Below are 6,796 nucleotides of genomic sequence, written 5' to 3' on the forward strand. Positions count from 1 at the left end.
AACAGCAGCAGCTTGAACGGCACCGAGATGGTGGTCGGCGCAATCATCTGCATGCCCAACGCCAGCAGCAGATTGGCCACGATCAGGTCGACCACCACGAAGATGATGTAGAGCACAAAGCCCACCTGGAACGCCTTGATCAGCTCGGTGAGGGTGAAGCTCGGCACGAGCACGGTCAGGTCGTCGTTCTTGAGGCCGGCCGCGCGCTCCTTGGGCCAGATGCTCGTGGCGGATTTGACGAAGAAGTTGCGCTCCGATTCCAGCGTATGGGTCTGCAGGAATTTCTTCACCGGCGGCTGTGCTGCATCGAGGATGGCGATCACGTCGTCCACGCTCATCTGGCTGCTCAGGTTGAAATTGCGCCCGCGCAGGTTGTCGACCATGTCCATGCCGACGGGCGCCATGATGAACACCGTCAGGATCAGGGCGATCCCGTTGAGCACGATGTTGGGCGGCACCTGCTGGATGCCCAGCGCCGAGCGCAGCAGGCCAAACACCACCACCAGCTTGGTGTAGCTCGTGACCATGAGCGCGGCAAAGGGTGCGATGCCCAGTGCCGCCACCACGGCAATCATCGCTACGGGATTGGGCAGGTTTCCCATGTGCGTGTCGAGTGTGTCGATGCGTTGTTCTTGTTGAGGGAGAAGCGGGCCGGGCGTTATGCCTGCCCGGGTGCCGCCTGGCCGATGAAGCGCGATACACGCACGCCGAGCCGGTTGCCGACGGCGATCAGGTGGCCTTCGCCCACCGGCGTGCCGTTGGCGAGGATCCGGATGACGGCCTGGTTGAGCGGCTGCGCCAGCTCCATCACCGTGCCGGGCCGCAGCGCACGCAGCTCGGCCAACGACAGGCGCCGTTCTTCCAGCTCGAAGGTGGTGACCAGTTCGATGTCGTCCAGGCTGTCGGTCGGAAGCGGCCTCGCTGGGGCCTCTGTGCCGGGTGCAGCGTTGAGGGGGGCTGCGTTTTCGGTTGTCATCGGTTTTTCCTCAATGTTTTCCACCACGATGCGGTTGCCTTGCACCTGCCCGAACACACGCAGGTGCAGCCGCCCCCGCACACGGGCCACGCAGCGCAGGGCGTTGCCGGCCGGCAGCCATTTTTCGATGCGCACGATGTCGCCGAGCGCAATGCCGGCAAAGTCGCGGCGCGACAGGAACGTGGCGCCCAGCTCGAAGCGCAGCGGCACCTGCGTACCCATGAAGGCCGCCAGCGGGATGGGCTCCGCAGCCAACTCGGCCGGGCACAGTTCAGGCAGTGCCTGCGGCGCGTCGAACAGCAGCCCTGCGCGTGCCTGCCACGGTGCGGCACCGTCTTCGGCAGGTGTTTCATCGCGGCGTGTGACCAGCATTTGCAGGACGTCGGGCCGGTCCAGCCGTATGTCGGGCGAGGCGGCCTCCGGCAACCATGCAAGCGCGCGTCCGCTGCGTTGTTCGATGCCACGTGCGAGCGGCGCCAGCGCGTCGGCCAGCACGGCGCAGCGCAAGGCTTGCGGTACGTGCACATCCGCGGCGTCGGCCAGCCATGCGCGTTCGGCGGCCGCATCGAGCAGCAGCCAGCCCGGCGCATCGCCCAGCGTGAATCGGTGGGCTTGCGCCGCAGCTTGCACGGCATGGGCCTCGCAACGCACCTCGTAGGGTGTCTCCCCTACGGAAAACGGTAGTGTCGCGCGCGCGAGATAGAGGCGCGACAGCGTGCGTGCCAGCGCCGGATCCACTGCCGACAGCATGCGGGCGTCGAGCGTGTTCATGTCATCAACATCCGCCCGGCCATGTAGGCGAGCTGCACGCGGTTCTGCGCGCCGTACTTCTTCTTGAGCTGGCGCAGGTGATAGTCGACGTTGTGCGGCGACATGTTGAGCTGCTCGGCGATGGCCTTGTCCGACAACCCGCTGGTGATGAATTCCAGAATCTGCCGTTGCACCTGGGAGAGCGCCCGCGCATGCGCGTCTTCATGCAACGGCTTGGCGTGCTGCATCAGGAATTCATGCACGCCAAGCCCCACGGCATAGGCCTGGCCGACTACGTTGTCGGCAATCCAGCCCTTGGCGTTGTTGCCCGATCCGAAGCAGATGACACTGTGTTCCAGGCTGCGGGGGCTCACGACCCCGAAGCTGATGCCGCTGCGCAGGCCAGAGCGTTCTGCGTCTTGCAGCAGGCGGTGCAGACGATCGGCATCCGATGGCGCGGTGAGCGTGGCGCCCAGATCCGCGAGGTCCCATACCAGCGGCCACTCGTAGCGCAACGCGAAGGCCAGGCGCGGGTCGACTTCAAAGTAGCGTTCGTCGACGTAACGCTTTGGCCAGTTGGGAGGCGAATACGCGCGGAAGTACAGCACCCGCGTAATCGATTCGCCAATGCGTGTCAGCCGGTAGTAGCAGAGCCAGTCGAAACCGATGCTGCGCAAGACGGCGCGCAGTAGCAACTGCCGTTCCTGCGCCCCGTGCGCGGCCCGCAGGTCCTGCGCGGTCTCGGAGAAGGACTCGGCGCGTGCCATTGCGCCCAGGCGGATCGATTCGGCATCGACCACGATGTGTTCTTCGCCAAACAGGATCGGCGCGCGGACATCGCCGGCACCCACATTCGAAGCAGTCAACCGTGGCCTCTCGCGTGGCAAGTGAATGCACTCACTGTAGTGGCGCGCACACGCCGCGATGAACTACCGAAAAGCGTAGTCGACCCCGAATCTTCGTCAGAGATTGTCCGCGTGACTACGAGTTTTCGCGTTGAGCGCAGAGGCCCCTCACTTCTACACTTTCGCAAGAGAAGCAGATGCTCAACAGCGCCTGTCTTCTACGGAGATTCGTGGGCCCACGCGGCCCCAAAACAGTCCCAACAGTCCAAAACGGGCCCAAAGGCGCTCCATGGCAAAGCCTCGGAATCTTGCTGCAGCGTTGGATGTTCCGCTCTCCGGCATGCGCTGGGCGCGGCTGGTGAACTACGACATTGCGATTGCCGTGTTCGTGGTCGCGGTGGTCGCGCTCTTTGTGCTGCCGTTGCCGACCGTGGTGTTGGACGGGCTCATCTCGCTCAACCTGGCGGCCAGCATCGTGCTGCTGTGCGTGTCGATCTATCTGCCGTCGGCGCTCGCGTTCTCGTCGTTTCCGGCGGTGCTGCTGTTCACGACGCTGTTCCGGCTGTCGCTGAACATCGCCTCGTGCAAGCTGATCCTGCTGCAGGCCAATGCGGGCCACGTGATCGACACCTTCGGCAAGCTCGTGGTCGGCAACAACTTCGTGGTCGGCGGCGTCGTGTTCCTGGTGATCGCGGTGGTGCAGTTCATCGTGATCGCCAAGGGTTCGGAGCGCGTGGCGGAGGTCGGTGCGCGGTTTTCGCTCGATGCGATGCCCGGCAAGCAGATGAGCATCGACGCCGATCTGCGCGCCGGCATCATCACGTCGGACGAAGCCAAGCGCCGCCGTGAAGCGCTCGAGCAGGAATCTCAGTTGCATGGCGCGATGGACGGCGCGATGAAGTTCGTCAAGGGCGACGCCATTGCCGGCATCATCATCGCGGTCATCAACATCCTGGCCGGCATTGCCGTGGGCGCGCTGATGCACGGCATGTCGATCGGCGATGCGCTGCACCGTTACGCGATCCTGACGGTGGGCGACGGCATGGCCTCGCAGATTCCGTCCCTGCTGGTGTCGATTGCTGCCGGCATCGTCACCACCCGTGTGGCCACGCGAGACCGTGAAGCGCGCCACCTCGGCCAGCAGATCGGCGCGCAGATCACCGCCCACCCACGCGGCATGCTGATGGCCAGCGGCGTGCTGCTGGCGTTCCTGCTCGTGCCCGGGTTTCCGAAGTGGTCGTTCCTGCTGCTGGCGATCGGCACCGCGGCGGCCGCCTTCCTGCGCATGCGCCAGCGCCGACAGGCGCCGCCGCTCGACCTGCTTGTGCTCGGCCCCGATGCACGGCGCCTGGCCGAGCCCGAGGCAGGCTCGCCGGCGGAAGGCATTGCGCCGCCCATCGCCGTGCGCCTGTCGGAAGACCTGCGCGGCCAGATCGAACTCGTTGCCCTGCAGACGCGCCTGGCCGAAGCCAAATCGCGCGTGCAGCGCAGGCTCGGTGCGGTGTTCCCGCGCGTGCAACTGAACTGGGACGCGACGTTGCCCGCCCACGGCTACGCGCTGCTTGTGCAGGACGTGCTGGCCGCTGAAGGCACGCTGCCTGAGCGCGATGCGATTTCCGACGGCGCGGTGCCGCCCGAAGAGCGTCTTGCCGCCGAAGTGGAAACGCTCATCGAGCGTAATGCCGCTTCGCTCATCGGCATTCAGGAAACGCAGAACCTCATCCAGATCATGCGCCGTGAACACGGCGAGCTGGTGGCCGAACTCACGCGCCTCGTGCCGCCGCAGCGCATTACCGAAGTGCTGCGCCGGCTGGTGCAGGAGGGCGTGTCGATCCGCAACCTGCGCGCCATTTTCGAGAGCCTGATCACGTGGTCGCCCAAAGAGCCCGAAGACGTGATCGGCCTCGTGGAGCTGGTGCGCGTGGACCTGCACCGCCAGATCACCGAGCAGTTCTGCGGCACCAGCCGCGTGCTCGACGTGGTGCTGTTCGAGCAGTCCTTGCAGGAGCGCATCGAGCAGGCCGTCGTGCACACCAAGCAGGGCAGCGTGCTGAGCCTCACGCGCGACGCCAAGCAGGCGATCACCGACCAGGTGGTGAAGATCCTGGGCGGCACCCGCCCGCTGGAGAAAGACCGCCATGGCCGCCCGCTGGCGGTGATGGTGTCGCTCAACTGCCGGCGCTACGTCAAGACGATGCTGCAGCCGGTGTTTGGCGATCTGCCGGTGCTGTCGTACCAGGAGATCGACGAAGCGATCGAGCTCAACACCGTGGGCTGGGTGACCAACCCGGCCTGAAGACACAAACGCACGGAACGCACAGAACGCACAAGGAGACGGGCCCATGAACATGAGCGCCACCATTCTCGAAGCCACACGCCAGGGCTTGCTGCTGGTGCTGCTGGTCTCGTTGCCCGTGGTGGCGGTGGCAACGGTATCGGCGTTACTGATTGCCATCGCGCAGGCAGTGACGCAGATCCAGGATCAGAGCATCGGCCTGTCGGTGCGGCTGATTGCGGTGATGGTGACCATCGTGGTGCTGGCGGGGTGGGGCGGACGCGAGGTGCTGCGTTTTGCCCGCATGGCACTCGATCAGGTGTTTTACGGCGGTGTGGCGCCTTTCTAGCGGGGGGATCGCGAGATGGCGCCGAACGAACAACAACATAACCGAGCGAGAACACGCGTGAACAAACGCTATCGATTCCTGCAGTGGAGTGCATCAGCGGCGTGCCTGTGGCTGCTGACGACGGCGGCCGTGGTGGAGGCGGCCGAGCTGCGCTGGCGCAACCGGTCGTACACGCTGGTGGCCGAAGGCAAGAAGGTGGGCGATTTCATCCGCGAGCTGGCGGCATCCCAGGGCGTGACGGCGGTCGTCGACCCGAAGGTGGAAGGCACCATCAACGGCAAGTTCTCGGGCCCGCCGGCCAGCACGCTCAACACCGTGTGTGCCACCTACGGGCTCACCTGGTACTACGACGGCTCGCTCATCTACGTGGACCGTGCCGACGATTCACAGACGCAGGTCTTCCCGATCCCGAAGGGCAGCGGCCCTGAGCTTGCGCAGATCCTGCGTGCCATGCAGATCACCGATCAGCGCTTCCCGCTCGTCGTGAGCGACAAGGAAAACACCGTCTACGCGTCAGGCCCGAAGCGCTATGTGGAACTCGTGCGCCAGGCCATTGCATCGATTGCCGATCCGTCACGCGGTGCGGACCGCGCCGAGATTCGTGCCTTCCCGCTCAAGTACGCCTGGGCGGGCGATGTGGAGATCAACCGGTCCGGCAAGCCCGTGACGATTCCCGGCATTGCCACCATGATGCGTCGGCTGCTGGGCGCGCCCAATCCGGCAGCCAGCAGCCCCGGCATGTCGCCCACGCGCGCCATGCGGCTGACCGGGCCGACGCGGCAGATGAAGCTCAGCTCCGGTGACAGCATCAACGTGCCGCGCATCGAGATCCCGCTGGCCGGATCGCAAGGGGATTCCGGCTACAGCGCGCAGGCGCCCGCGGCATCGGGCGGTGGTACGCCGCCTGACCTGCCGCGCATCGAAGCCGACGCCGGCATCAACGCCGTGCTCATCCGCGACGTGCCCGAGCACATGGCGCAGTACGAACGCCTGATCGCCTCGCTCGATACCAAGCCGCGGCTGGTGGAGATCAACCTCACGATCATCGACATCAGCACCGATTCGCTCGACAGCCTGGGCGTGGATTGGCGCCTGCACACCAAGCACGGCGATTTCCAATCCGGCAACGGAAACAACCCGCCGCTCACCTTCAACGTGGGCACCACGGAAGACGGCCAGACCGGCGCCACCACGCCGGTTGGCATGGCACTCACCGCGTCGATTGGCGGCAGCCTGCGCAACTACCTGCTGGCACGCATCAACGCACTCACGCAGAGCGGCAACGCGCAACTGCAGGCCAAGCCGAAGGTGCTGGCACTGGACAACACCGAAGCCATTCTTGAAAACCTCATCCACTTCTACGTGCCGGTGTCGGGCTTCCAGGATGCGTCGCTGTACGGCATCACGACAGGCACGAGCGTGAAGGTCACGCCGCTCATCGTCAACGAGGCCGGCCAGATGAGCGTGATGATGTCGATCGACATCGACGACGGCAACCTGACCAACGACCGCGTCTCGCAACTGCCGGTGGTGCAGGAGCGCTCGATCGTCACCAAGGCGATGATCGAAGAGGGTAAGAGTCTGCTGATTGCCGGCTTCAA

At 65.2% G+C, this 6,796-nt stretch carries 6 protein-coding genes; 3 read left to right on the plus strand and 3 right to left on the minus strand.

What is annotated here, in order from left to right; all coding sequences use genetic code 11:
• The 3 genes from sctR to FUT88_RS15130 form a co-directional block, all read right to left on the minus strand.
• A partial coding sequence (gene sctR, locus FUT88_RS15120) for a type III secretion system export apparatus subunit SctR (RefSeq protein WP_147216326.1) occupies nucleotides 1–602 on the minus strand: 602 nt, incomplete at its 3' end.
• 56 nt (nucleotides 603–658) lie between these two features.
• Nucleotides 659–1,747, minus strand: coding sequence for a FliM/FliN family flagellar motor switch protein (locus tag FUT88_RS15125; RefSeq protein WP_147216328.1), 1,089 nt, complete (start codon nucleotides 1,745–1,747; stop codon nucleotides 659–661).
• Nucleotides 1,744–2,592 carry a helix-turn-helix transcriptional regulator gene (locus FUT88_RS15130; protein WP_147216330.1) on the minus strand — a complete coding sequence of 283 codons (849 nt, stop codon included), beginning with the start codon at nucleotides 2,590–2,592 and terminating at the stop codon, nucleotides 1,744–1,746. The genes FUT88_RS15125 and FUT88_RS15130 overlap by 4 nt, the downstream gene beginning before the upstream one ends.
• 319 nt (nucleotides 2,593–2,911) lie before the next feature.
• Here FUT88_RS15130 and FUT88_RS15135 point away from each other — a divergent pair, with 319 nt between their 5' ends.
• The 3 genes from FUT88_RS15135 to FUT88_RS15145 form a co-directional block, all read left to right on the plus strand.
• On the plus strand, nucleotides 2,912–4,867 hold the full coding sequence (locus FUT88_RS15135; protein WP_325205670.1) for an FHIPEP family type III secretion protein: 1,956 nt from the start codon (nucleotides 2,912–2,914) through the stop codon (nucleotides 4,865–4,867).
• 52 nt (nucleotides 4,868–4,919) lie between these two features.
• On the plus strand, nucleotides 4,920–5,195 hold the full coding sequence (gene sctS, locus FUT88_RS15140; protein ID WP_024978637.1) for a type III secretion system export apparatus subunit SctS: 276 nt from the start codon (nucleotides 4,920–4,922) through the stop codon (nucleotides 5,193–5,195).
• A 15-nt stretch (nucleotides 5,196–5,210) separates the two neighbouring features.
• Nucleotides 5,211–6,796 (plus strand): secretin N-terminal domain-containing protein (locus FUT88_RS15145; protein WP_147216334.1); only part of this gene is annotated, 1,586 nt, incomplete at its 3' end.

This window comes from Ralstonia sp. TCR112, assembly GCF_007997035.1.
GTDB lineage: Bacteria > Pseudomonadota > Gammaproteobacteria > Burkholderiales > Burkholderiaceae > Ralstonia > Ralstonia edaphi.

Bases quoted from the DNA above. Each gene is read 5' to 3' on its own strand.
- sctS (WP_024978637.1), top strand. From the start codon at position 4,920: ATGAGCGCCACCATTCTCGAAGCCACACGCCAGGGCTTGCTGCTGGTG.
- FUT88_RS15125 (WP_147216328.1), bottom strand. From the start codon at position 1,747: ATGAACACGCTCGACGCCCGCATGCTGTCGGCAGTGGATCCGGCGCTG.
- FUT88_RS15135 (WP_325205670.1), top strand. From the start codon at position 2,912: ATGCGCTGGGCGCGGCTGGTGAACTACGACATTGCGATTGCCGTGTTC.